This window comes from Kitasatospora sp. NPDC101447 (assembly GCF_044767225.1).
In the GTDB taxonomy this organism is placed as follows: Bacteria; Actinomycetota; Actinomycetes; order Streptomycetales; family Streptomycetaceae; genus Kitasatospora.
The window spans coordinates 23,610-48,670 of the sequence record NZ_JBIWNL010000046.1 but is presented as its reverse complement, the minus strand read 5'-3'; the positions used below and the strand labels follow the sequence as shown (position 1 = coordinate 48,670).

Genomic DNA, 25,061 nt, shown 5'->3' with positions numbered 1-25,061 from the left:
CGGGCACGTGCTCAGCCTCACCGGACTCCCCCTCCAGATCATCGCCTCGGTCCTCGCGATCGCCGTCTTCGCCGCCACCATGTGGCTCTGGCCGCGGTTCGGCGGGAAGGGCTGGAAGGCCTGGTCGGGCCGGATCGGCGCGTTCCTGGTCACCCAGGTGTCGGTGCTGGCCGCGATGGGCCTGATCGCCAACAGCTACTTCGGCTTCTACAGCTCCTGGACCGACCTGCTCGGCACCAGCGGCAAGCTCGGCACGGTCGTGGACCACAACCCGAACGCCTCCGGGGTGGCCGTCACCGGTCAGCAGAGCTTCTACTCGGCGCAGGGCTCGGAGCCCGAGCGCTCCGGGCTGATCCAGAAGGTCGACGTCAAAGGAGCCGGCAGCGGTCTGAGCACCGAGGCGTACGTCTACCTGCCGCCGCAGTACTTCCAGCCGGACTTCGCCAAGCAGCGCTTCCCGATGGCCCTGGTGCTCACCGGCTACCCGGGCACCCCGGAGAAGCTGATCTCGCTGATGCAGTACCCGGCCTCCACCCTCGACGCGATCGAGCGGAAGAAGCTGCCGCCGACGATCCTGGTGATGACCCGCCCCACGCTCATAGGCGACCGCGACACCGAGTGCGTGGACGTGCCGAACGGCCCGCAGGTGGAGACCTTCTTCACCACCGACCTGCCCAAGGCCCTCGCCACCACCTACCGGATCGGCACCGACCCGGCCAACCGGGCCGTCATCGGCAACTCCACCGGCGGCTACTGCGCGCTCAAGTTCGCGCTGCGCAAGCCCGACTCGTACCCCTCGGCGGTCGCCCTCTCCGGCTACTACAGCGCCGCCCACGACCCGACCACCGGCGACCTGTTCGGCGGCAGCGACAAGCTGAAGCAGGAGAACGACCTGCTGTGGCGGCTGAAGAACCAGCCGGCCGCCCCGGTCAACCTGCTGCTGACCACCGCCAACGACGAGAACAACTACGACGAGACCCAAGCCATGGTCGCGGCCTTCAAGGCCCCCACCAAGATGTCCACCATCACCCTGGACACCGCCGGCCACAACTTCCACACCTGGACCCGGGAGATCCCCCCGGCCCTGGAGTGGCTGGGCAGGCACATCACCATGCCCGCCGCCGCCTAGCCGGGCCGCCTAGCCGGGCCGCCGACGCCGACTTCGACGCCGGGGCGGACGCCGGGTCCGAGGGCGCCCGGCAGATCACACCCGTCTCACAGCGCCGTCTCACGGTTCTCTCAGTCGGGCCACGCACCGTATGGCGCATGACCACGAGCAGCTACACCCCTCCGGCCGGCGACCCGTGGCCCGAGGCCGCGAACTACCCGCCGCCGGAGGTGCCAGAGCCGGACCCGGTCCGGCCGGACCGGGCACCGCTCTTCCCCGAGCAGCCCCTGCCGCCCGTCGGCCCCAAGGGCCCCGCCTCCTGGTCCGGCCGGCTGCGCACCCTCCCCGCCCGCGCCTGGCGCGGGCGCGCGGACGACCCGCGCTGGGTGCGCCCGGCCCTGCTGGCGCTGCTGGCCGCGACGACCGTCCTGTACCTGTGGGGCCTGAGCGCGTCCGGCTGGGCCAACGCCTTCTACTCGGCCGCCGTGCAGGCCGGCTCCGAGAGCTGGAAGGCGTTCTTCTTCGGCTCCTCCGACGCCGGGAACTTCATCACCGTCGACAAGCCCCCGGCCGCACTGTGGCCGATGGCGCTCTCGGCGCGGGTCTTCGGCCTCTCCTCCTGGTCGGTGCTGGCCCCGCAGGCACTGATGGGCACGGCCACCGTCGGCGTGCTGTACGCGACGGTGCGCCGCCGCTTCTCGCCGCTCGGCGGCCTGCTGGCGGGCGCCGCGATGGCGCTGACCCCGGTCGCGGCCCTGATGTTCCGCTTCAACAACCCGGACGCGCTGCTGGTGCTGCTGCTGACCCTGGCCGCGTACGGGCTGGTGCGGGCGACCGAGGCGGCGAGCACCCGGTGGCTGCTGTTCACCGGGGCGATGTTCGGCCTCGCCTTCCTCACCAAGACCCTGGCGGCCTTCCTGGTCCTGCCCGCCTTCGCGGTGATCTACCTGGTCGTGGCGCCCACCGGCTTCTGGCGGCGGGTGCGGCAGACCCTGCTCGCGGGCGTGGCGCTGGCGGTCTCGGGCGGCTGGTGGGTCGCGATCGTCGAGCTGATGCCGGCCTCGGCCCGCCCGTACATCGGCGGCTCGCAGGACAACAGCTTCCTCTCGCTCACCTTCGGCTACAACGGCCTCGGCCGGGTGGACGGCAACGAGCGCGGCAGCGTGGGCGGCGGCGGGCGGCTCCCGGCCGGCTTCGACCTGCCCGGCGGGGCCGCGCCCGGCGGCGGACGCGGCTGGGGCGAGACCGGCCTGACCCGGATGTTCGGCACCGACATCGGCGGGCAGATCGCCTGGCTGATCCCGGCCGCGCTGATCCTGCTGCTGGTCGGCCTCTGGGGCACCCGCCGCTACGCCCGCACCGACACCGCCCGCGCGGCGTTCCTGGTCTGGGGCGGCTGGCTGCTCTCCACCGCGCTGATCTTCAGCTTCATGTCCGGGATCTTCCACCAGTACTACACGGTGGCGCTGGCCCCGGCCGTCGCGGCGCTGGTCGGCATGGGCGTGGACGGGCTGTGGCGGGCGCGGCACCGGCTGCCGTGGGCGCTGGTGCTGGCCGGCACGCTCGCGGTGACGGCGGGCTGGGCGTTCGTGCTGCTCGGCCGCAGCTCGGACTTCCTGCCGTGGCTGCGCTGGGCGGTGCTGGTCGGCGGGCTGGCGGCGGCGGTCGCGCTCGTCGGCGGGCAGCTCGCCGGGCGGACCTCCGGCCGGACCGGCGCGCGGATCGCCTCGGTGGCGGGCCTGGTGGGCCTGGCGGCGGCGCTCGGCGGGCCGGCGGCGTACGCGGTGGACACCGTCGACACGCCGCACACCGGCTCGATCGTGACCGCCGGACCGGGCGTCCAGGGCGCGTTCGGGCCCGGCGGCGGGCGCAAGGGCGGCAGGGGCTTCCCGGGCGGCGGGCAGGGCTTCCCCGGCGGCGGCAACGGCCGCTCGTTCGGTCAGGGCGGCCAGGGCGGTCAGGCCGGTCAAGGCGGCCAGGCCGGCCAGGGCGGTCGGCAGGGCTTCCCGGGCGGCGGACAGGGCTTCCCCGGCGGGCAGAACGGCGGGGGCTTCCCGGGCGGCGGCAACGGCTCCGGCAACGGCTCGGGCTCCGGCTCGGACCACGCGAACGGACGCCACCAGCGCGGCGCCAACGGGACCAACGGCGGGAACGGCACCTTCCCCGGTGCCCCCGGTGCCCCCGGCTCGACCGGTGCCGAGGGCACGGCCCCCGGCGGCTTCCCCGGCGGCGGCATGGGCGGCGGCGGCATGGGCGGCCTGCTCGGCGGCACCAAGGTGAGCGAGGAGGCCGCCGCCCTGCTCAAGGAGAACGCCGACCACTACACCTGGGCCGCCGCCACCGTCGGCTCGCAGAACGCCGCGAGCTACCAACTCGCCACCGGCGAGCCGGTGATGGCCCTCGGCGGCTTCAACGGCACCGACCCCTCGCTGAGCCTGGCGGGCTTCCAGAAGTACGTCCAGGAGGGCAAGGTCCACTGGTTCGTCGCCGGCGGCTCCCGCGGCGGCTTCGGCGGCGGCTTCGGCGGCGCCGGCGGCAGTGCGGAGGGCGGTGAGCGGCAGGAGTCGGAGAACAGCCAGATCGAGTCCTGGGTCGCCGCCCACTTCACCGCCAAGACGGTCGGCTCGGCCACCTTCTACGACCTGACGGCCCCGACCTCCTGACCGTGAACCCCCGAGGGGGCGTGCCGCGTCCGCGCGGTGCGCCCCCTCCGCCGTTCCCGTACCCGTACCTGTCACCTGTACCCGGGCCCGGGCCCGCCGGAGCCGCTCAGTCGGACGGGCAGTGCGTCCCCGCCGCTGGCATCCGGCCGTCCACCAGGAACGCCGCGATGGCCGACCGGACGCACCCGCTCTTGTCGTACGCGGTGTGCCCGTCGCCCTCGCGGGTGAGCAGCACGCCGTGCTCCAGCCCGGCCGCCAGCCGCTGCGCCCACGGGTACGGGGTGACCGGGTCCTCGGTGGAGCCGACCACCAGGATCGGGGCACTGCCGGGCGCCCGGATGACGTGCTGGAGTTCGGTCGAGCGGTACGGCCAGGGGCGGCAGTCCGGGGCGAGCAGGGTGGTCAGCGGGTTGTGCCGGCTGGTCAGCGGGGCCTGGACGGCGAGGTCGGCGAGGCCCGCCTTCAGCTGCGCCGCGTCGGGCGCCGGGAGGTCCGCGCAGGAGATGGCCGCGTAGGCGTCCGCGACGGTCGCGTAGCGACCGTTCTCACCGCGCCCGGTGGCGCCGTCGGCGAGCCCGAGCAGGGCGTCGGCGTCGCGTTTCCGGACGGCCGGTCCGAGGGCGTCGACCAGCCGGTACCAGGAGCGGTGGCCGTCGTAGAGCACGTTGAGGACGGCGGTCCAGCCGAGGGCGGCGGTGACGGTACGGCCGTCGGAGGCGCGCAGCGGGCGGTTGCTCAGGCCGTCGAGGAAGGCGGCGAGGCGGCCCGGGGCGGCGTCCGGGTCGGCGCCGAGCGGGCAGTCGGCGCCGTCGTCGGTGGCGCAGGAGGCGGCGAAGTCCTTGAACGCGGTCTCGCCGGCGACGGCCTGTTCGACGTCGAGCTGCACCGCGTCGGTGCCGTGCTCGACGGCGCCGTCGAGCACGAGGCGGCCGGTGCGGCCGGGGAACTCCTCGGCGTAGAGCGCGCCGAGGTGGGTGCCGTAGGAGAGGCCGAGGAAGTCGAGCTTGCGTTCGCCGAGGGCTCCGCGCAGCACGTCGAGGTCGCGGGCCGCGTCGCGGGTACCGATGTGCGGCAGGTCGGCGTGGCTCGCCACGCAGGCGTCGGCGAGGACCCGGCCGTGGTCGTACGCCGGGTCGTCGGTGGCGTTCCACCGGTCGCGGGTGCGGTCGTCCAGGCAGTGGACGGGGGTGGTGTCCCCGGCGCCGCGCGGGTCGAAGCCGACCAGGTCGAAGCGTTCGTGCAGCCCCTGGTAGCTCTTCCAGTCCGCGCGGACCATGGTGACTCCGGAGTTGCCGGGCCCTCCGGGGTTGACCAGGAGGGCGCCGATCCGCGCCTGCGGGTCGGCGGCGGGCAGCCGGGCGAGGGCGACGGCGATGGTGCGGCCGCCGGGGTCGGTGTAGTCCAGCGGGACGGTGAGGGTGGCGCACTCGATGGTCGCCCCGTCCTGGCCGCCGTCCTCGTCGTCGGGGCAGGGCCGCCAGTCGATCCGCTGGCCGTAGAGCGCGCGCAGGGCCGGCGCGGTGCCGACGGCGACCAGGTCGTCGAGCGGCGGCCGGCTGCCGGTACGGCCGGTCGCGCCGGAGCCGGTGCAGCCCGCGAGCAGGGCGAGGGACGCGCCAAGGGCGAGGGCGGGCAGGGTACGCCGGGGGAACCTGGGGAAGCGGGAGGTCATCGGGGCCACCGCCCACGAATACCATCCGACCCGGCTCCGCCTCGAACCCGGGTCGCACCGTGCCCGGCGCCGACCCCCCGGACGTAACGCTCCGTCAGCCGCCGATCGCGGACATCGGCCGCTCGGGCCGGACGAAGTCGGCGCTCCCGATGGCGTGTCCGGGCCCCTTGCCCGCGACCGACACCCGCCAGGCCTGCTCGACCGCCGCGTCGTCCGCCCCACCGCGAAGCAGGGCGCGCAGGTCGGACTCCTCCGTCGCGAACAGGCAGTTGCGCAGCTGCCCGTCGGCGGTCAGCCGGACCCGGTCGCAGCCCCCGCAGAACGGCCGGGTCACCGAGGCGATCACCCCGACCACCGCGTCCGTGCCCGCGATCCGCCACTCCTCGGCGGGCGCGCCGCCGTGCCGCCCGACCGGGACGAGGTCGAACCGCTCCCCCAGGGCGGCCAGGACCTCCTCCGCCGTCACCATCGCCGTACGGTCCCACGCACCCTGCGCGTCGAGCGGCATGGACTCGATGAACCGCATCACGTACCCGTGCTCGACGGCGAACGCGGCCAGGTCGACGATCTCGTCCTCGTTCACCCCGCGCACCGGCACCGCGTTCACCTTCACCGGCCCCAGCCCGGCCGCCTTCGCCGCCGCGAGGCCCGCCAGCACGTCGTCGAGGCGGTCCCGCCGGGTGAGGGCCGCGAACCGCTCGGGCCGCAGGGTGTCCAGGCTGACGTTCACCCGCCCCAGCCCCGCCTCGCGCAGCGCGGTCGCCGTCCGCGCCAGGCCGATCCCGTTGGTCGTCAGCGACACCTCGACCCCCAGCCGCGCGATCCGGCCGACCAGCCCCGGCAGCCCCCGCCGCAGCAGCGGCTCCCCGCCCGTCAGCCGGACCGAGGCGATCCCCAGCCGCTCCACGGCGATCCGCACCAGCCGCACCACCTCGTCGTCCCCCAGCACCGCGTCACGGGCGAGCCAGTCGAGGCCCTCCGCCGGCATGCAGTAGGTGCAGCGCAGGTTGCAGCGGTCGGTCAGCGAGACCCGCAGATCGGTGTGGACCCGACCGAAACGGTCCACCAGCGGGCGCGGTGCGGTGTTCATCGACCCAGTACAGGCGGCGCACGCCCGCAGGACCAGCGGCCGAACCGCCGGGGACCGGCCGCCACCTGCGGCTTCGCCTTGTGGATTCACACAATGCGGGCCCCCGCCCCGCAGGGGCAGGCTGGGGCCATGCAGACTGCGCCGACGCCCGCCGGGCCCGTCCCGCAGGCCGGGCCCGCCCCGGTCGCCGCCCTCGTCCTCGCCGCCGGCGGCGGTCGGCGCCTCGGCGGGCGTCCCAAGGCACTGATCCGGTACGGGGGCCGGCCGCTGGTGGAGCACGCGGTGGCGGTGGTGCGGGCCGGCGGCTGCGCGGACGTCACGGTGGTGCTGGGCGCGGCGGGCGAGCGGGTCAGGGCCACCGCGCACCTGCCGGGCTGCCGCCTGGTGGCCAACCCCGACTGGGCCGGCGGCATGGGCTCCTCGCTGCGGGCCGGCCTGGCCGCCCTGCCCCCCGGGGCCTCGGCGGTGCTCGTCATGCTGGTGGACACCCCGGGGGTCACCCCGGCCGCCGTCGCCCGGCTGCTGGCCGCGCACCGGGCGGGCGCGGAGCTGGCCGCGGCGGCCTACGACGGCCGGCGCGGCCACCCGGTGCTGATCGGCGCCCGGCACGTCGCCGAGGCGGCCGAGGGCGCCCGCGGCGACGCCGGCGCCCGCGCCCTGCTGACGGCGCACGCGGCGGAGGTCGTCCTGGTCGAGTGCGCCGACGTCGCCGTCCCGGACGACCTCGACACCCCCGCCGACCTGGCCCGCTGGTCCGCCGGGTGACCCTCCTCCCCCGGACGGAGGCCGCCCGCCCGCGGCCCCTGATCCGTCCCTGAGGATTGCCCCATTCCGCGCCCAGCGCCGGACATTTCGGGGAGCATGGGAATCGTCCCACCCACCCGACACCGACGGACGGAGCCCGCGATGGCAGGACTGCCCGACGACTTCACCGGACACGACCCCACGCGGCCGGGGGCGGGCGGTGGCGCCCGGGCGATCCGCTGCCCCGCCTGCCGCCGCGAGCACCTCTACGAACCGCCCTCGCTGCCCTGCCCCTGCGGCGCCTCGCTCAAGGTGCCGCTGCTGCGCGGCGGAGTGCCGGTGCAGGTGCGCTTCCGCTCCTGGGAGGACTCCTGGCTGAGCATGCGCTGCCCGCACTGCGGCCGCTCCGACCAGTGGCCGCAGCCCGAGTTCACCTGCAACTGCGGCGCCACCGTCCGGCTGCCGGTGGACCGCACCACCCGGCTGGGCAGCGGCACCGCCGGCCCGCTCGCCGCCCCCGGGCCGCAGGCCTCCCGCCCCCACCCGGCCCACCCGATCGGCGCGCCGGTGCCCGCCCCGCCCGCGCCGCCCGGCGCCTCCACCGGCCGCGCCCGCCCGTTCCGCCACCGCGCCCCCTTCCGCCCGCACCCGGTGCGCACCTCGCAGGACGCGGTGTTCACCGCCGCCCGCTACCTGGAGTGGCTGGGCTTCGACGACCTGGAACTGACGGAGGCGCAGGAGCGCGACGGGGTCACCCTGCTGGGCAGCCGGATGGTCGCCCAGGTCGACACCTGGACCGAGCCGGCCGACGTGAAGTCGGTCGAGTGCCTGTGGCTGCAGACCCTGCACGCCGAGGAGATGGCCGCCGCGATGTTCACCCTCGCGGGTTATTCGCACCAGGCCACCGTGCGCGGCGAGCAGCTGCTGGTCGCCCTGTTCAGCCTGGACCTGGCCGGCGTCCCGCAGCCCGCGAACGGCGCCGCCGAGGCCCTGATGGAGACCGGCTGGACCTCCTGACCACCCGGAGGCCCCTCTAGATCATTTCTCCACCGAAAGCAACAACCTCCGCTCGTGATCTGGTGCACAAGCTCACCCCCGTGTTGAATTGCCGCCACAGCGCGGGCCTTTCGCCCTGCCGTTGCCATGCGCACGGGTCGTGGCGGCAGGGCCCCAGGGGCGGGTCCGCGCCCCGCTGGATGGCGCACACAAGGAGGTGGCGTTGTCGGAGCACGGATGGGGCCCGAGCGGCCCGGACGGGCGGGGGCGGGCGGCACCGGAGGAGCCGGGCGACACCGTGTGGCGACTGAGGTCCCGGGCGTGCTGGCAGGAGGCCGCCGAACTGTTGCGCCCGGCCGCCGAGAACGACCCGGCAGCCGCCCTCGGGCGGGCCGAACTCCTCATCGAGCAGTGCCTGTTCACCGCCGCCAACTGGACCCAGGCGGAGCAGGCGCTGCGCCTGGCGGAGGCACTGGCGGCCGGCACCGAGCAGCGCGCGGGCGCCGCCTGCGCCCGCGGCTTCCTCGCGTACGTGGCGAGCGTGCTCGGACCGCGGGACCGGCTGGACGAGGCCCAGGCCGCGCTCGGCCGCACCTCGGCCCTGCTGCCGCCGGACGCGCCGGGCCGCCCGCTGCTGGACTTCCGGCGCGGACTGGTCGCCGAGAACCTGCTGCGCGACCGCAGCGCCGCCTGGATCGCCTACCGCCGCGCGCACGAGGGCGCCGGCGAACGCGGGGACGAACTGCTGCGCTCGTACACCTGGCGCCACCTGGCCGCGTTGGCGCTCTCCCGCGGGGACCGCGGCCACGCCCGGGAGGGCTTCGACGCCTCACTGCGGCTGCGCGAGCAACTCGGCTTCACGGTGGGGGTGGCTCCGGCGCTCGCGGCGCTCGCCGAGGTGTCCGAACCGGCCGAGGCCGCGCGGCTGCGCGCCGAGGCGACCCGGCTGGTGCAGGCCCTGGGCGGGGTCCCGGTCTGGCTCGCGCGCCAGCTGGGCGCCGCCCGCGCGCCGGGGCCTCCCCCGGACGGACGCATCGCGAGCGAGACCCGGGGAACAATCAGCTAAGGTGAGCCTAACCTGGCTGGGGTGAGCAGTGCCCCGGCCGGGTCGCCTTGCCGTTCCCCGGGCACCGCCATGCCCCGGTCCGACCGCGCCCGCCGCACCACCGGCACGGGGCGCCGCCGGGCGGTCCATGGGCGGGCCCCGGTCGACCCGATGGGGCCCGCCCATGACCGCGAGCAGCACCAGGCCCGGCCCCACGCCGTGCGCCCCCCGCAGCGCCGGGGCGTACGCCCCCACCGGCACACCGGACTCCCCCGTCCCGGGCGCCGCCTCGTACCACCGGCTGTCCGGACTCACCACCGCCCTGCGCGTGCGCTGCGCACCGCCCCGGCGCGGCGACGGCTGGCTGCCCGCCGCCGACCTGGCCACCCGCCCCGAGGCGGTGCGCGAGCTGATCGCCCACGACGCCCGGCGCGGCCTCGCCCGCTACGGGCAGCCGCTGCGCCCGGACGTCGCGGCCGGCTTCGGCCTGCACCGCTTCGTCTGGCCGGTCTCGCTGCTGTTCACGCTGCCGTGGTTCCTGGAGCGGCGCGTCCCGCTGCTCGCCCTCGGGGACGTCTCGCTGCGCCGACGCTCCGAGGCGGTGGAGCTGACCGTCCGCCCGAGCGGGTTCGTCTGCCTGCCGGACGACCCGGCGGCGGGCTCGGCGGCCCGTACGGTGCCGGACGGGGACGCGCTGGCCGCCGAACTGCGGTGCGCGCTGGGCGGGTTCCTGCCGCCGGTGCTGGCCGCCTTCCGCCCGGAGACGCGGCGCGGGCCCCGGGTGCTGTGGGCGATGGCCACGGACGCGGTGGTGGAGGGGCTCTGGTACGCGGGCGGGCTGCTGGGGGAGCCGGATCGGGCGCGGGCCGAGCTGTCCGCGCTGCTGGCGCCCGGCGAGGAGAGCGGGGGCGCAGGCTCCGGCGAACCGAGCGGGCGCGGGCACGGGGGCGGGCGCGACGAGCCCGCGTGCGCGCCCGGCGCGGGCGGGGGCCCCGCGCCCGCCCCGGCGCCCTTCACCCCGGGCGCCGGCTTCGCGCCCCTGGCGCCCGCCTGCACCGACGCTTCGAGCACGGACCGGTCCCGGGCCAGCTGTTGCCTCGTCTACACCGTGGATCCGGAGGACATGTGCGGCGGTTGTCCGCGCGTCACGCGGAGTTGACGAACGTTCGTCCGACACCGGATCCGGAAAGCCCGGAATTCCGGGAACAATCCATGCCTGATTAGTCAGACAATAGTTTTGTTGCCGGGTCAGAAATCCCTCTCCCCAGCGCATTGACACCGAATCGGTCATTCGCCCGCCGAGCATCCGTCATGATGGTCCCCGCCATCACGACACAGGAACGCGACGAAGGAAAGCGAGGCTGGTTCCGGCGATGAAATTGTCCGACATACCGCTCGGGTGGGCCGTCACCGTGGTCGCGGGGCTGCTGGTCAGCGCGCTCCTGGTCGCCCTGCTCCGCAGCCGGGGATCCACGGGCGCCGCCGGCGCGGATTCCTGGGAGCGCTCCGAGGAACGGCGCCGCCGCAAGGAATCCCTCTACGGTGCCGCCTCGTACACGCTCCTGTTCTGCTGCGCCGGTGTCGCCGCCGCGCTGTCCTTCCACGGCCTGGTCGGCTTCGGCGTGCAGAACCTCGGTCTGTCCGGCGGCTGGGAGTACCTCGTCCCGTTCGGTCTGGACGGCGCCGCGATGTTCTGCTCGGTGCTCGCCGTCCGCGAGGCCAGCCACGGTGACGCGGCGTTCGGCTCCCGTCTGCTGGTCTGGGTCTTCGCCGGCGCCTCGGCCTGGTTCAACTGGGTGCACGCCCCGCGCGGCCTGAGCCACGCCGGCGCCCCGCAGTTCTTCTCCGGCATGTCCCTCTCGGCGGCGGTCCTGTTCGACCGGGCGCTGAAGCAGACCCGCCGGGCCGCGCTGCGCGAGCAGGGGCTCGTCCCCCGCCCGCTGCCGCAGATCCGCATCGTCCGCTGGCTGCGCGCCCCGCGCGAGACCTACGCGGCCTGGTCGCTGATGCTCCTGGAGGGTGTGCGCAGCCTGGACGAGGCGGTGGACGAGGTCCGCGACGACAAGCGGGAGCGCGCCCAGGAGAGGGAGCGCCGCAAGCTGGCCGGGCGCCGCGAGCGGGCCGAGATCCGGGCCATCAGCCGCTCGCACGGCACCTGGCGCCGGGGCGGCGGCGCCGCCCGGCAGCTGGAGTCCGGCTCGGAGCCCGCCATAGTCGGCGGGCCCGGGGCCGACCGGCCCGCCGCGACCGAACGGCCAGCGGTCGAACGGCCCGGGGAGCGGCCCGCGGTGGAACGGTCCGGGACGGAACGGCCCGAGGTGGAGCGGGCCGCCGCACCGCGCGAGGTCGAGCCGGCCGAGGGCACGGTCGTCCAGCCCGGCCTGCCGGCGCGCCCGGAGCGGCGCACCATCGACCTCACCCTGGAGGAGGACACCGTCACGCTGCCCCGGCTGGACTCGCTGGAGCGCAAGCTGAAGGACCTGGAGCAGCAGTTCGGCTGACGCCCCGGGGCCCGTCGATCCCGCCGGGGCGCAGTCGGCCCCCTCGCGGGGGCGGCGGCGCCCCGGTCCGTCAGGACACGCGCGGGCCCGAAGCGGTCAGGACACGCGCGTGCGGCACGGGGCGGTCAGGCCGCCGCCCCGCTGAGCTCGAACCACATCCGCTTGCCGGAGCCGCGCGGCTCCACGCCCCAGGAGTCCGCCAGCGCTTCGACCAGCATCAGCCCGCGCCCGGAGGAGGCCTGCTCCCCCGGCGTGCGGCGGGTCGGCCACAGGTCGGACTCGTCCTCCACCTCGACCCGTAGCCGGGCCCGTCCGCCGTCCTCCTCGGGCTCCCGGTAGAGCCGGGCGGTGAACATGGCGTCCCGGTCGGTGTGCCGGATCGCGTTGGTGACCAGCTCGGAGGAGAGCAGCTCGGCGGTGTCGATGAACTCGGCGACGCCCCAGCGGCGCAGCGCGTCACGCAGCTCGGCCCGCACCTCGGCGACCCGGGCCAGGTCCGCCTGGCCGATCCGGCGGCGCAGCTGCTGGGCCGCGAGGCCGCCCGCCGGGCCGTCCCAGCGCAGGAGCAGCAGCGCTATGTCGTCCTCGCGCTCGCTGGAGTCGGCGGCCTGGGAGGCGATCCGGTCGGCCAGCTCCTCCAGCGGGTCGCGGGCCGCCTGCTCGGCGCGCGGCAGCGGGCGGGCGAGCACCCGGGTGAGCCGGGCGACGCCCTCGTCCAGGTCCAGGCCGCGCGCCTCGACCAGGCCGTCGGTACAGAGCAGCACGGTCTCGCCCGGGTCCAGGCTGAACCGGGTGACCCGGTACTCCTGGTCCGGGTCGATCCCCAGCGGCAGGCCGCCGGCCACCGGCACCACGGTGACGCTGCCGTCCGCACGGCGCACCACCGGGTCGAGGTGGCCGGCCCGGACGGCGTAGACCACGCCGTAGTCCACGTTGACCTCGGCGTAGGTGCAGGTCGCGAAGTGGTCGGTGTCCAGGTCGGCGAGGAAGCGGGAGGCGCGGGCCATCACCGCGGCGGGCGGGTGGCCCTCGGCCGCGTAGGCGCGCAGCGCGATCCGCAGCTGGCCCATGATCCCGGCGGCGTGCACGTCGTGGCCCTGGACGTCGCCGATCACCAGGCCGACGTGCCCGCCGGGCAGCGGCACCACGTCGTACCAGTCGCCGCCGATCTGCAGGCCGGATCCGGCGGCGAGGTAGCGCACCGCGGTCGTCACGCCCGGCACCGAGGGGACGGTGCGCGGCAGCATCACCCGCTGCAGGCCGGCCGCGAGCTCGTGCTCGGCGTCGTGCAGCCGGGCCCGGGCCAGCGACTGGGCGACCAGCCCGCCCAGGGTGGTCAGCAGTGTGCGCTCGTCCGCGTCCAGCTCCCGCTCGTCGTCGAAGCTGACCACGCAGACGCCGATCGCCCGGCCGCTGGCCACCAGCGGCAGGTACGCCCAGGAGCCGCGGCCGGTGCGGCTGGTCGGCTCCCACACCTCGGGGTAACCGTCGCGGAACTCCTCGCGGGTCGAGACGAACACCGGCGTGCGGTGCCGCAGCGCCTCGGCGGCCGGGTGGCCGGCGGGCAGCACGGTGCGGTCCCAGACCGCCAGCGCGTCGGTGCGGTAGCCGGAGGCGCCGAGGATCCGGGCCCGGCCGGCCTCGAAGGAGGCCAGCACCAGGCCGTCCGGCGGCAGGCCGGGCAGCGGCAGCTCGGTGAACACCCGGGCCACGTCACGGACGGTGACGGCTTCGGAGAGGGCGCGCGCCGCCTCCTTGATGAACCGGGAACGCTCCTCGCGCAGCAGGGCCATCCGGTCGGCGTGGTCGCGCTTGTGCAGCTCGACGGTGGCGTCCCAGACGAAGCCCACCATCCGGGAGGCGCGGCCGAAGGCGTCCGCGAGCACCCGGCCGCGGAAGCGCACCGCCCGCATGGAGCCGTTCGGCCCGACGGTGCGGTAGTAGGCGCCGCACTGGCCGAGCTCGGCGACCGCGCGTTCGACCCGGCGACGCACCACCGGCGCGTCCTCGGGGTGCAGCAGGGACAGGAAGGAGTCGGCGGAGCGGTCGAAGCGGGCCTGCCCGGGGGCGTCCAGGCCGATGATCGCGCAGGCCCGCGGATCGCCCTCCAGCACGTCCCGGCGGATGTCCCAGTCGAAGGAGCCGATGCCGTTGGCGGCCATCGCGGGCTCCAGCCAGTCCGGCATGGAGTCGGCGGAGGCGGGCGGCAGCCCGCCGGACAGCACGGGCGCCAGCCGGGCGGCGGCGAGGCTGGGGGACGGGCGCACCGCGGGGCTCCGCCGGTTCGACTGCGCGGGCGGCCGGGCCCGGCCCGTCCCGGCGGTGGTGGGGCCGGCGCCGGGCGGCCCGGCGGTTCCGGGCGCTGCGGTGCGCGGCTCGACGGTGCGTGCGTCGGCGATGCGGGCCTCCACGGTGCACGGTTCTGCGGTTCTGGGCTCTGCGGTTCCGGGCTCGACGGCTCGCGGCTCCACGACGGACGCGCCGGGAGAAAGCGCCGGCCCCGGCGACTCGGGCTCAGTGGGCATGCTGCTCCTACCGCTGCCGTGGCGGACCGCGCCGACCGTCCGGACGGGCCGCGAGGCGATGTGATGAGTCGTGCTGGATAGGACGGTGCCGACGGACGGTGGTCAGTCGAGGTACGGTCTCCCCGCTGCTTCTCGCACGTGGACACACATTCCCACCATCCTGGCCAATGTTCCGCCGAGCGGCAATGCCAACGGGCCGGAAATCTTCCGCTCCGCCTTCTGTTCAGGGCTTCCTTCGACAGCGAATCAATCGACTGCGAACAATCGTACGGCTCCGGCGACCGGACTCAGGGCGCCGCGAGTTCGAACCAGGTGATCTTGCCGTCGCCTCTCAGCTGCACGCCCCAGGAGTCCGCGAGCGCCTCCACCAGCATCAGGCCGCGCCCCGAGGTCGCGTACTCGGCCTCCGGATCGCGCCGCCGCCCGGGCAGCCTGCTCGCGCCGTCCTGCACCTCGATGCGCAGCCGGTCGTCCGAGCCGAGCACCGCGTCGAAGACGGCGCCCTTGGTGGTGTGCAGCAGGGCGTTGGTGACCAGCTCGGAGGAGAGCAGCTCGGCGGTGTCGGACAGCTCCGGGACCCCCCAGTGGCTCAGCGCGGAGCGCAGCCGCTGCCGGACCGCGCCCACCGCGACCAGGTCGGCCGGGTCGAGCGTCAGGTGCAGCCGCCGGTGCAGGGCGCACTCGGGGGCCGGCACGCCCGGCCGGGCCGTCCCGTTCGCCCCGGCCACCCCGGCCACTCCGGGTGCTCCGGGTGCTCCGGTCACTCCGGGTGCTCCGGTCACCCCGGGTGCTCCGGTGCCGCCGACCGTTCCCTGGACCGGCCCGGACCGGTAGGCGTCGCCCGAACTCGTCCTCTGACGCGGGAATCGCGACTGACCGTCCATCACCACATGCCCCCGCCCTGAAATCCGGGCCCCCGCCTCCGGATCCCCCGCCGGCCGGGTGGCCCCCTCGATCTGACCACCATCCTCATGCCCAGTTGACGGCGTTTGCAACAGTGTGCGTCCGATCACGTGGGGTGAAAGGGGCACGGGGAGGTTCGCGTGATCCAACTGCCCGCGCCGGACAGGTTTGCGAAGCGCAGAGGCGCTTTCCGAAGCCGCCGCCACCCGATCCCGCGCACACCCGGCGCCCGTCCGGGCCGTGCGCCCGACCACGCGCCCCCCGCCGCACCCCCGCCCGCGCCCCGCTCCTCCCGCCCCGCTCGACGCCGCCGGACCGGCCCCCTCACCCCCATCCCCCGCCCAGGGAGCCGAACTCGCGCGGACCGGCAACGCTGGACAGAGCGCCCCGGTCCGGGTTCAATGACCCAAGATGTTTGAACGACGTTCTAACATCACCCCGGAAGCCCGAGGCCCCGAGCCGACCCCCTCCCCGGCGACCGCGAGCGAGGAACCGTGCGACTGACCCCCACCGAACGGGACCGGCTGCTGATCTTCACGGCAGCCGAGCTGGCCCGTGCCCGCCGCGCCCGGGGTGTGCGCCTCAACATCCCCGAGGCCACCGCCCTGATCGCGGACACCGTCTGCGAGGCCGCCCGCGACGGCCTGCGCCTGGCCGAGGCCATCGAGGCCGGCCGCTCCGTCCTGACCGCCGACGACGTGCTGCCCGGCGTGCCGGACGTGGTCACCGTCGTCCAGGTCGAGGCCGTCTTCGACGACGGCACCCGCCTCGCCGTCGTCAACGACCCGTTCAAGGGCGCCGGCTCGCTCGGCGACGAGGCCCCCGGCGGCACCCTGATCGGCGACGGCGCCGGGTACGACCCGATCGAGGAGACGCTGCTGCTCCCCGTCCACAACACCTCCGCGGTGCCGATCTCGGTCACCTCGCACTTCCACTTCTTCGAGGCCAACCCGCGCCTGGCCTTCGACCGCGCCGCCGCCTACGGCACCCACCTCGCCGTCCCGGCCGGCTCCTCCGTGCGCTTCGACCCGGGCGCCACCGTCGAGGTCGGCCTGGTGCCGATCGGCGGCGAGCGGGTCGCGATCGGCTTCGCCGGGCTCGTGGACGGCCCCCTCGACGCGCCCGGCGCGAAGGAGGCCGCCCTGGCCAAGGCCCGCGCCACCGGCTACCTCACCGGCTTCGACGACTCGGAGGTGCCCTCGTGAGCGGGCGACGGGGACACCCCCGGCCGGAGTCCGGGGGAGAGCAATCGAACGGAGCCGCCACGCGGACGTGGCCCGGCGAGCGAAGCGAGGTCGGAGCATGAGCGCGATCACCCCGCACGACTACGTCTCCGTCCACGGCCCGCGCGCCGGGGACCGGGTCCGGCTCGGCGACAGCGGCCTGATCGTCCGCGTGGAGTCCGACTCCCAGGCGCCCGGCGACGAGTTCCTGGCCGGGTTCGGCAAGACCGCCCGCGACGGCCTGCACCTCAAGCCCGCCGCCGTCCGCGACACCTGCGACGTCGTGATCAGCAACGTGCTGGTCATCGACGCCGTCCAGGGCATCCGCAAGACCTCGATCGGCCTGATCGGCGGGCGGATCGCCTCGATCGGGCGGGCCGGCAACCCGGACACCCTGGACGGTGTGGACGTCGTCGTCGGCACCGGCACCACCATCGTCTCCGGCGAGGGACTGATCGCCACCGCCGGCGCCGTCGACACCCACGTCCACCTGCTCTCGCCGCGGATCATGGAGGCCTCGCTGGCCTCCGGCGTCACCACGATCATCGGCCAGGAGTTCGGGCCGGTCTGGGGCGTCGGCGTCAACTCGCCCTGGGCGCTGCGCCACGCGTTCAACGCCTTCGACGCGTGGCCGGTCAACATCGGCTTCCTGGGCCGCGGTTCGTCCTCCGACCCGGCCCCGCTGGTCGAGGCGCTGGCCGAGGGCGGCGCGTCCGGGTTCAAGGTGCACGAGGACATGGGCGCACACACCCGCGCACTGGACACCGCACTACGGGTCGCCGAGGAGTACGACGTCCAGGTCGCCCTGCACACCGACGGGTTGAACGAGTGCCTGTCGGTCGAGGACACCCTGCGCGTCCTCGACGGCCGGACCGTCCACGCCTTCCACATCGAGGGCTGCGGCGGCGGACACGTCCCCAACGTGCTGAAGATGGCGGGCGTGCCGAACGTCATCGGCTCCTCCACCAACCCGACGCTGCCGTTCGGCCGGGACGCCCTCGGCGAGCACTTCGGCATGATCGTCTCCGCGCACGACCTCAAGGTCGACCTGCCCGGTGACGCCGCCATGGCGCGCGACCGCATCCGGGCCGGCACCATGGGCGCCGAGAACGTGCTGCACGACCTCGGAGTCATCGGCATCACCTCCTCCGACGCCCAGGGCATGGGCCGGGCCGGCGAGACGGTGCGCCGCACCTTCGCCATGGCGGGCAAGATGAAGGCCGAACTCGGCCCGCTCGACGGCACCGGCTCGTACGGGACGACCGAGAGCGGCGACGACAACGAGCGCGTGCTGCGCTACATCGCCAAGCTCACCGTCAACCCGGCCATCGCACACGGACTTTCGCACGAGGTCGGCTCGATCGAGATCGGCAAGCTCGCCGACATCGTGCTGTGGCGCCCGGACCACTTCGGGGCCAAGCCGCAGCTCGTCCTGAAGGCCGGCTTCCCCGCGTACGGTGTGGTCGGCGATCCCAACGGCTCCACCGACCGCTGCGAACCGCTCGTCCTGGGGCCGCAGTTCGGCGCCCACGGCGCGACCGCCGCCGACATCTCGGTGGCCTTCGTCGCCCAGGCCGCCGCCGACGGCGCCTACCTCGACCGCCCCGCCGACGGCCTGCCCACCCGCCGCCGCCGCGTCGGCGTCCGGGGCACCCGCGGCATCGGGCCGCGCGACATGGTGCGCAACGCCCGCCTCGGCCGCGTCGAGGTCACCGAGACCGGGCTGGTCTCGCTCGACGGCTCACCACTGCGCTCCGAACCGGCCGACAGCGTCCCGCTCAGCCGCCTCTACTTCCTCTGATCCCCCACCTGTTGAGGACACCACGATGACCAACCCGACGCCCGCCTCCCTCGGCTACCGGATGCCCGCCGAGTGGCACCCGCACGACCGGACCTGGATGGCCTTCCCGACCACCAACCCCACCTTCGACAGCCCCGAGGCGCTGCACGCGGGCCGCGAGGCCTGGGCCTCCGTCGCCAACACCATCGTCCGGTACGAGCCGGTGACGCTGATCGTCAACACCGGCGAGACCGCCGAGGCCCGCAAGTACGTCTCGGACCAGGTCGAGATCGTCGAGCGCCCGCTCGACGACGCCTGGATGCGCGACATCGGCCCGTCCTTCCTGATCGACGGCAAGGGCTCGCTGGCCGCCGCCGACTGGATCTTCAACGGCTGGGGCGCGCAGGGCTGGGCCCGCTGGGACAAGGACCAGCACATCGCCGAGCACATCAGCGAACTGACGGAGGTCCAGCGGTTCGCCTCCCGGCTGATCAACGAGGGCGGCGGCATCCACGTCGACGGCGAGGGCACCGTGCTGGTCACCGAGACCGTCCAGCTCGGCGAGGGCCGCAACGCCGACTGGACCAAGGAGGAGGTCGAGGCCGAACTGCACGCCTTCCTCGGCACCACCAAGGCGATCTGGCTCCCGCGCGGCCTCACCCGCGACTACGACGAGTTCGGCACCCGCGGGCACATCGACATCGTCGCCTCCTTCGTGCGCCCCGGCGTCGTGGTCGCCCACGTCCAGCCCGACCCCTCCCACCCGGACCACGAGGTCTGCAAGGAACTCGTCGCCATCCTCCGCGCCTCGACCGACGCCCGGGGCCGGCAGCTGGAGGTCGTCGAACTGCCCGCCCCCACCGTCCTGCTGGACGAGGACGGCGAGCCGGTCGACTACTCCTACATCAACCACTACGTGGCCAACGGCGCCGTGATCCTGTGCGCCTTCGCCGACCCGCGCGACCAGGAGGCCGCCGCCGTCCTCGGCCGCGCCTACCCGGGCCGCACCGTCGAACTCGTCGACGCCCGCGAGATCTTCGCCAACGGCGGCGGCATCCACTGCATCACCCAGCAGCAGCCCAAGGCCTGACCCCGGAGCCACCGGAGCGGGGCCCGCGACCCCGCTCCGGTAGCCTTCGAACCTCCGTTCCACCGAGGGAGAGCACCGCACATGGCCGACCCCCGCCCGCGCCGGCCGGCACGCCCCCGCGAGGAGGTCTTCGCCACCGCCCGGTCCGCCATCGCCGAACACGGGCTGGCCAAGCTCACCATGGCCGCACTCGGCAAGCAGCTCCAGATGAGCGCCGGGCACCTGCTCTACTACTTCGGCAGCAAGGACCAGCTGCTGCTGGAGACCCTCCGCTGGAGCGAGGACCAGCTCGGCGCCCGCCGCCACGACGCCCTCGCCGACCACTCCCTCGACCCCTGGCAGCGCCTCGACGCCTACCTGCGCCTGTACCTGCCCGAGGGCGCGGGGGACCCTCGGTGGATCCTCTGGGTCGAGGTGTGGGGCCGCTCCCCCGCGAGCGCCGAGATCCGCCAGGGGCAGCGGGAGATCGAGGCTCCCTGGCAGGCCGACCTGGTGGCCCTCATCGAGGAGGGCACCGCCACCGGCCACTTCACCCCGGGCCCCACCGCCGACCGCGCCACCCAGATCCGCGCCCTCCTCGACGGCCTCGCCGTCCCCATCGCCATCGGCCTCCCCGACGCCCACCCCCCTGCCGCCCTCACCCAGGCCGCCGCCGTGGCGAACATCCTCCTCCGCACCTGACGGGGGCGCGGCCGGCGGGGAAATATGTAGACCGGTCTACGGATTCTGGGCCCCCTGGGGCGCCTGCCTGCACGAAGAGTCGGCCAGGCCGACTTCCTGCGCAGCGCCGACATTGCGCCCGGGCCGCCCCGCCCGTTTCGCCCACCGCACGGCGCTGAAATATGCAGACCGGTCTACAGATTCGCTCCTCGCCACCGAGCTCCCGCGCACCAGAAGTCGGCCGGGCCGACTTTTCCGCGCAGTGCCAACGGCCTGCCCGCCCCACCGCGCCACGCCCCGCTACGCCGGAATATGCAGACCGGTCTACTGACCGCCTACCAGCGCGGCGCACCACGCGCGCGCCAAAAGTCGGGCCCGCCGACTTCCCGTGCAGCGCCGCCGCCTCGTTCGGCAAAATATGTAGACCGGCCTACAGATTCGCTCCTCACCACCGAGCCCCCGCGCACCAGAAGTCGGCTGGGCCGACTTTCTGTGCAGTGCCATCATTCCGCCCACCCCACCGCGCTGCGCCCGCCCGCGGCAATATGTAGACCGGTCTACAGACCACGCCAGCTCGGACACCCACGCGCGCCAAAAGTCGGGCCCGCCGACTTCCTGCGTGGCCTTCCCTGCGGACGCCGAGAAGAAATATGCAGACCGGTCTACAGATTTGCTTCGAGGACTGAGACCGCCGGCCGCCCCTGTGCGCCAGAAGTCGGTCTGGTCGACTTCTGGCGCACAGGCGCGTGGAAGCCGGGGCGCCAGAATATGTAGACCGGTCTACCTTTCATTCGGTCCAGATGGCAGCGGCGGTGCGGTCGTCGGCGTAGCCCTTGGCGCGGACCTGGACCTGGCGCAGGAAGTCGACGGTGCCCGGGGGGTGGGGGTGGGCCCAGTGGGTGGAGAGGAAGTGGGCGACGGCAGGTTCGTCGGCGATCGGGCGGCTCAGGCCGGGGGTGCAGAGGAGCAGGATGTCGCCCGGGGTGGCGGGGACGAGCCGGAAGCGGAACGGGCGCGGGTCGGGGACAGGGGCCTCGGGCACCGGCGGCTGCCCGTCCGGATGGTGCAGCAGGCGAGCCGCGTACGCGTCGATCCAGTGGCCGGAGCGCAGCAGGTAGAGGCCGCCCGGGCCGACGCCGAAGGCCGCGCGGTAGCCGGCCGCCGGGTCGAGCGAGACCATCAGGCAGTGCAACGAGGCCGGCGACGGCGTGTCGTCCCCCTCCGCCCGGGGCGCCAGCGCGCGCAGCGGGGCCGCGGCGCCGGTCGCCAGCCGCTGGAGGCCGTAGCGGAGCCGGTCCCGGGCGCCGTCGCGCAGATCGGCGGCCAGCCCGACCCGGCTGCGTCCGATCGCGGCGGCGAGTTGGCGACAGGCCTCGCCCGTGGCGGTGGCGACGGCCTCCGCGGTGACCGTGTCGTCCTCGGCGCCGCCCGTCCGATCGAAGCCGCCCAGGACGGCGAGCAGCAGCCCGTCCGGTCCGTCGCCGAAACGGGTGACCACCAGGCAGTCCCGGCGCGCTTCACCCCGGTAGCGGGCCGAGTCGCCGCGGACGGAGGCGGCGCGCAGCACGGACGGTCCGTACTGCGCCCCCTCCAGCACGGTGTCCGGGACGACCGAGCGCAGGGAGGCCGGGTCCGCCTCCGGTACGGCCGTCGGCTCGGGCCCGTACGTCGGGGGGCGTTCGCCGACGTGCGGGACGGCGGCCCCGCCGTCGGCGAGCGGCGCACGGGCGGCCAGGCGGGGGTCGGGGACGGCGGGGGGTGCGTGTTCCGGGTCGGGTTCGGGTGCCGGTGCGTGATCGGGCTCGGGTTCGGGTGCCGGTGCGTGATCGGGCTCGGGTTCGGGCGAGGGGGTCGGGCGAGGGGTGGGTGCCGCAGCCGCCTCGGGTACTTGGAGGTCCTCGGCGGTTTCCGGCGCCTCGGCGGCCTCGGCGAGGTCCGGGACGGCGGTGACCTCCGGGGCGTCGGCAACGACGGGCGCGGGTTCGACCTCGACGTCCTCGGCAACAGGCTCGGGTTCGGGTTCGCGCTCGGGCTCGGCGACCGGCTCCGGAGCCGACGGCGAGGCGGTCTTCTCCAGCGAGACCGAAGCAGCCTCCGGCTCGGACACCGCCTCCGGCTCCGGCACTGGCTCCGGCTCGGAAACCGGCTCCGGCTTCGCCTTCGGCGTGTCGTCGGCGAAGGAGGGTGCCGGGAACTGGTGGGTCTCCATGGCGCTCCGCTGACGCCCGATCCCCTCCGTCCCGTCGATCACGCCGACGGCGGTGGCGAACCAGTCGTCGAGGCTGTCCCCACCGTCCTGCACGGGCTCCGGGGCAACAGCAGGCTCCGGCTCGGGCACCACCGTGGGCCCGGCCTCCTCCGCCGGCTCCGGCTCCCCCGACCGCTGCTGCCCGATGAGCCCGACCGCCGTGTCGAACCAGTCGTCGACGCTGCCGTCCCCCGGGTCGGCGTGCGGGGTGTCGGGGAGGGTGCCCGCCGGGCCGTCGTAGACGGTGTCCCACCAGCCGTCGTCGGGCCGGTGCGGCTGTGCGGGTGCACCCTGCTTGCTCATCTGGCGGCTCCTGCTCGGGTCCGTGGTCGCGCCACCCCCGGCGGGCCGGGCTCGACGTCATTGTTCTCCACGGGCAACGACCCTGTCCGGGTTTCGGCGACAACCGGTCACCCACCGGAACATCCCGGCCACGCCGCCGACCAGCCGGTTCGTCGCCGTGTCCCGGTCATTTCGCGGCGGAGGACACCGCTCCGTCCGTTTCCGTTCCGTCCGTGCTTGCCGGATGTGCCCGGAGCAGGGTGTTTCCTGGCCATCCGGGTGTGCGTGCCCCCGAAAATGAGGGCCGATAGGGGGCATCGCTTCACACGTTCGGCTGATTAAATGTGCGCATGACCGCGTCGGCCCCCAGCTCGCCCCGACCGGGGAGGGCCGCACCGGCGGGCCGCCCGGTGGGTGCGCTGTTGGTCCTGCTGCTCGTCGCCCTGCTGACGATGCTGCCCTGCGCGGGCCAGGCGAAGGCGTTGGACGGGACCGCCCGTCCGGTGCCGACCGCGGCCCCCGTCAGTGCCGTGACCGTCGTCAGCGTCCAGGTCGCGATCGGACAAGCGCCCCACGCCGGCCACGCCGCGCAGGCCACCAAGCCCGCCAGGGCCGCGAAGATCGCCGAGGTCGGCCAGGCCGCGAAGGCCTCCGACCAGCACCGGATCGCCGAGGACCAGGGTCACTGGATCCTCTGCACCGCCGACGGCGAGCCCCCGCGCAACAACGGCTGCTCCAGCCACCCGTTCTGCCCGCAGGACGCACAGCTGCCGAATCCGCCGCCACAGCCCCAGCCCGCCGTGTCGCCCGTGACCCCGGGCGCGCCCGAGGCGCTGCCCCGGGTGGCGCCCGCGGGCCTGCTGGACGGTTCGCACCCGGCGCCCGACCTGCACGAGCTCCAGGTCCACCGGTCCTGAGCGGAACCCGCCGCCGGCCCCGACGCCGGCGGATCCGCCCCGTCTCCCCCTCCAGCTGACCGCCGCCACCGACCGGTGCGCGGCGGGGACAAGGACACCACCATGGGTTCCGCCTCGAAGCAGTCCAACAAGTCCGGCGGCAAGCAGGCCGGTCTCGACCGCCGCGCCCGGATAGCCGAGCTGCGCGCCGCCGAGCAGCGCCGCGAGCGCCGCAACAAGATCGTCGCCTCGGTGGTGGCCGGTGTGCTGGTGATCGGCGCGATCGCCACCGGCACCTGGATCGTCATGGACCAGAACCAGAAGAAGAAGGACAAGGAAGCCGCCGCCAACGCGGACATCCCGGGCGTGAAGACCTTCGGCGACCTGACCCGCAACCACGTCAAGGAGAAGGTCACCTACCCGATGACCCCGCCGGTCGGCGGCGACCACAACGCCGTCTGGCTGGACTGCATGGGCCACGTCTACGACCAGCCGGTCGAGAACGAGCGCGCCGTCCACTCGCTGGAGCACGGCGCGGTCTGGGTGACCTACAACGGCAAGGCCACCCCGGACGACATCAAGACCCTGTCCGACAAGGTGAAGGCCACCCCGTACTCGCTGATGAGCCCGTACCCGGACGAGCAGGGCACCATCACCCTGAACGCCTGGAGCACCCAGCTGGTCGTGGACAGCGCCAGCGACCCCCGGGTGAACCAGTTCTTCACCAAGTACGTCCAGGGCAAGCAGACCCAGGAGCCGGGCGCCTCCTGCACCATGGGGGCGATGTGACCGCCGACGCGGGCCGCCCCGAGGGTGTCGCGCCCGAGGGCGCCGCGTCCGGAGGGGCTGCGTCCGGGGACGCCGTCGGGTCGGCCGCGGAGGCCGTGGCCGGGGCCGTCACCGCCGAGGACGGCGGGGGCGCGGCCCCGCGCCGTCGGCGCATGTGGTGGCCGGCCGCGCTGGCCGCCGCCGTGGCGCTGGCGCTCGGCGTGCCGGCGCTGGTGGCGAGCGGCACCTCCGCCTCCGGCACCTCGCTGTCCGTCCCCGCGGACGACTCGCCCGAGGCCGGCTTCGCCCGCGACATGGCGACCCACCACCAGCAGGCGGTGGACCTGTCGTTCGTCGTACGGGACCGCACGAGCGACGAGCCGACCCGCACCCTCGCCTTCGACATCATCAACACCCAGGCCAACCAGCGCGGGATGATGATGGGCTGGCTGGACCAGTGGGGGCTGACGCAGCACTCGACCGCCAAGCCGATGGCGTGGATGAAGATGGGCCACGACTACGAGGCGCACGACGGCTCGCTGATGCCCGGCATGGCCACCAACACGCAGATCGCGAAGCTGCGCTCGCTCAGCGGCCGGGACGCCGAGGTGTTCTACCTGCAGCTGATGATCGAGCACCACAAGGGCGGCGTCGAGATGGCCCAGGGCTACGTGGACCTGGCCAGGAACGACACCGAGAAGCGGCTGGCGCAGTCGATGGTGATCGCGCAGACCTCGGAGCTGCAGCTGATGACCGACATGCTCACCGAGCGCGGCGCGGCCCCCGGGGTGCCCGCCTCCTGAGCCGGGCCCGAACCGGCTCGACCCCCTCGTTCCCCGGACGGCCGGGGCGCGGCCGACGGTCCCG

19 protein-coding genes are annotated in these 25,061 nt (G+C 74.8%); 14 read left to right on the top strand and 5 right to left on the bottom strand.

The window, feature by feature from the left end; all coding sequences use genetic code 11:
- The first annotated feature begins 7 nt into the window (after window positions 1-7).
- Both ACIRST_RS37560 and ACIRST_RS37555 read left to right on the top strand, forming a co-directional pair.
- A complete protein-coding gene (locus ACIRST_RS37560; protein ID WP_350523626.1) occupies window positions 8-1,129 on the top strand; it encodes an alpha/beta hydrolase-fold protein in 1,122 nt (373 codons plus the stop codon).
- Between the two features lie 137 nt (window positions 1,130-1,266).
- Window positions 1,267-3,771: an ArnT family glycosyltransferase gene (locus ACIRST_RS37555; RefSeq protein WP_402808346.1), complete on the top strand. Its 2,505-nt coding sequence runs from the start codon at window positions 1,267-1,269 to the stop codon at window positions 3,769-3,771.
- A 106-nt stretch (window positions 3,772-3,877) separates the two neighbouring features.
- Here ACIRST_RS37555 and ACIRST_RS37550 read toward each other — a convergent pair whose 3' ends face one another.
- Both ACIRST_RS37550 and moaA read right to left on the bottom strand, forming a co-directional pair.
- Window positions 3,878-5,443 (bottom strand): alpha/beta fold hydrolase, encoded by a 1,566-nt coding sequence (locus tag ACIRST_RS37550; RefSeq protein WP_350523624.1) that lies wholly within the window; start codon window positions 5,441-5,443, stop codon window positions 3,878-3,880.
- Window positions 5,444-5,537: 94 nt separating this feature from the next.
- Complete coding sequence (moaA, locus tag ACIRST_RS37545; protein ID WP_402808343.1) at window positions 5,538-6,533, bottom strand: GTP 3',8-cyclase MoaA; 996 nt, start codon at window positions 6,531-6,533, stop codon at window positions 5,538-5,540.
- A gap of 129 nt (window positions 6,534-6,662) precedes the next feature.
- On the opposite strand from moaA, the gene ACIRST_RS37540 reads away from it, so the two are divergent.
- The 5 genes from ACIRST_RS37540 to ACIRST_RS37520 all read left to right on the top strand — a co-directional run bounded on the left by ACIRST_RS37540 (window position 6,663) and on the right by ACIRST_RS37520 (window position 11,819).
- Complete coding sequence (locus ACIRST_RS37540; protein WP_402808340.1) at window positions 6,663-7,298, top strand: NTP transferase domain-containing protein; 636 nt, start codon at window positions 6,663-6,665, stop codon at window positions 7,296-7,298.
- 141 nt (window positions 7,299-7,439) lie between these two features.
- Window positions 7,440-8,294, top strand: coding sequence for a hypothetical protein (locus ACIRST_RS37535; RefSeq protein WP_350523621.1), 855 nt, complete (start codon window positions 7,440-7,442; stop codon window positions 8,292-8,294).
- Between the two features lie 202 nt (window positions 8,295-8,496).
- Window positions 8,497-9,339: a hypothetical protein gene (locus ACIRST_RS37530; protein WP_396553898.1), complete on the top strand. Its 843-nt coding sequence runs from the start codon at window positions 8,497-8,499 to the stop codon at window positions 9,337-9,339.
- 163 nt (window positions 9,340-9,502) lie between these two features.
- Entirely contained in the window at window positions 9,503-10,477 is a 975-nt protein-coding gene (locus tag ACIRST_RS37525) for a (2Fe-2S)-binding protein (protein ID WP_402808337.1), read from the top strand.
- A 214-nt stretch (window positions 10,478-10,691) separates the two neighbouring features.
- Complete coding sequence (locus ACIRST_RS37520) at window positions 10,692-11,819, top strand: DUF2637 domain-containing protein (protein ID WP_402808334.1); 1,128 nt, start codon at window positions 10,692-10,694, stop codon at window positions 11,817-11,819.
- A 125-nt stretch (window positions 11,820-11,944) separates the two neighbouring features.
- Here ACIRST_RS37520 and ACIRST_RS37515 read toward each other — a convergent pair whose 3' ends face one another.
- Window positions 11,945-14,230, bottom strand: coding sequence for a SpoIIE family protein phosphatase (locus ACIRST_RS37515; protein WP_402808331.1), 2,286 nt, complete (start codon window positions 14,228-14,230; stop codon window positions 11,945-11,947).
- 401 nt (window positions 14,231-14,631) lie between these two features.
- Entirely contained in the window at window positions 14,632-15,108 is a 477-nt protein-coding gene (locus ACIRST_RS37510) for an ATP-binding protein (protein ID WP_402808329.1), read from the bottom strand.
- Window positions 15,109-15,741: 633 nt separating this feature from the next.
- Here ACIRST_RS37510 and ureA point away from each other — a divergent pair.
- The 4 genes from ureA (at window position 15,742) to ACIRST_RS37490 (ending at window position 20,021) form a co-directional block, all read left to right on the top strand.
- The gene (gene ureA, locus ACIRST_RS37505; RefSeq protein WP_396553033.1) at window positions 15,742-16,452 is read left to right on the top strand and encodes an urease subunit gamma; all 711 of its coding nucleotides are present in this window, start codon (window positions 15,742-15,744) and stop codon (window positions 16,450-16,452) included.
- Between the two features lie 97 nt (window positions 16,453-16,549).
- A complete protein-coding gene (locus ACIRST_RS37500; protein WP_402808324.1) occupies window positions 16,550-18,271 on the top strand; it encodes an urease subunit alpha in 1,722 nt (573 codons plus the stop codon).
- A 25-nt stretch (window positions 18,272-18,296) separates the two neighbouring features.
- Complete coding sequence (locus ACIRST_RS37495) at window positions 18,297-19,340, top strand: agmatine/peptidylarginine deiminase (RefSeq protein WP_402808322.1); 1,044 nt, start codon at window positions 18,297-18,299, stop codon at window positions 19,338-19,340.
- A gap of 81 nt (window positions 19,341-19,421) precedes the next feature.
- Entirely contained in the window at window positions 19,422-20,021 is a 600-nt protein-coding gene (locus ACIRST_RS37490; RefSeq protein ID WP_350523612.1) for a TetR family transcriptional regulator C-terminal domain-containing protein, read from the top strand.
- 766 nt (window positions 20,022-20,787) lie between these two features.
- Here the strand turns inward: ACIRST_RS37490 and ACIRST_RS37485 are convergent.
- Complete coding sequence (locus ACIRST_RS37485) at window positions 20,788-22,551, bottom strand: hypothetical protein (RefSeq protein ID WP_402808319.1); 1,764 nt, start codon at window positions 22,549-22,551, stop codon at window positions 20,788-20,790.
- A gap of 329 nt (window positions 22,552-22,880) precedes the next feature.
- Between ACIRST_RS37485 and ACIRST_RS37480 the strand changes: the two genes are divergently transcribed.
- The 3 genes from ACIRST_RS37480 to ACIRST_RS37470 all read left to right on the top strand — a co-directional run bounded on the left by ACIRST_RS37480 (window position 22,881) and on the right by ACIRST_RS37470 (window position 24,997).
- Entirely contained in the window at window positions 22,881-23,447 is a 567-nt protein-coding gene (locus tag ACIRST_RS37480) for a hypothetical protein (protein ID WP_402808316.1), read from the top strand.
- A gap of 102 nt (window positions 23,448-23,549) precedes the next feature.
- Window positions 23,550-24,215: a DUF3105 domain-containing protein gene (locus ACIRST_RS37475; RefSeq protein WP_350523609.1), complete on the top strand. Its 666-nt coding sequence runs from the start codon at window positions 23,550-23,552 to the stop codon at window positions 24,213-24,215.
- A gap of 152 nt (window positions 24,216-24,367) precedes the next feature.
- Window positions 24,368-24,997 (top strand): DUF305 domain-containing protein, encoded by a 630-nt coding sequence (locus ACIRST_RS37470; protein ID WP_402808380.1) that lies wholly within the window; start codon window positions 24,368-24,370, stop codon window positions 24,995-24,997.
- Window positions 24,998-25,061 lie beyond the last annotated feature (64 nt).